The sequence below is a fragment of the Streptomyces sp. DH12 genome (assembly GCF_020873895.1).
In the GTDB taxonomy this organism is placed as follows: Bacteria; Actinomycetota; Actinomycetes; order Streptomycetales; family Streptomycetaceae; genus Streptomyces.
The window spans coordinates 1-491 of record NZ_JAHWGT010000769.1 but is presented as its reverse complement, the minus strand read 5'-3'; the positions used below and the strand labels follow the sequence as shown (position 1 = coordinate 491).

The 491-nt window shown below is 75.2% G+C and carries 1 protein-coding gene; it reads left to right on the top strand.

The window, feature by feature from the left end:
• Positions 1-491: beta-galactosidase (locus LPA54_RS36970; protein WP_228984858.1), on the top strand; the 491-nt coding region annotated here is incomplete at both ends.

The window sequence follows — 491 nt, the reverse complement described above, 5'->3', positions numbered from 1 at the left end:
GCGCTGGGCCGAGGAGGAGGACGTCGTCTCCGTCGACCTCTACCCCGACCCGGAGGACCCCTTCGGCGCACAGCACGGCGCGCTCGTGCAGGACATGACCCGCTCGCAGGCACGCGGCCCGTGGATGCTCATGGAACAGGCGGCCGGCGCGGTCAACTGGCGGCCGGTGAACCGCCCCAAACCGCGCGGCCTGAACCGCCTGTGGTCCCTCCAGGCCGTGGCGCGCGGCGCGGACGCCGTCTGCTGCTTCCAGTGGAGGCAGTCCCGGCAGGGCGCCGAGAAGTTCCACTCCGGCATGCTCGGCCACGCCGGCCCGGACGGCCGTGCCCACCAGGAAGTACGCCGGCTCGGCGCGGACCTGGCGCGGATCGCCCCGCACGTGGTCGGCGGCGCAGTCACCGCCGAGGTCGCCGTGCTGCACGACTGGCACGCCTGGTGGGCGAGCGACCAGGAGGGCCGCCCCTCCCGGGAGACCGGCCACGCCGAGATCC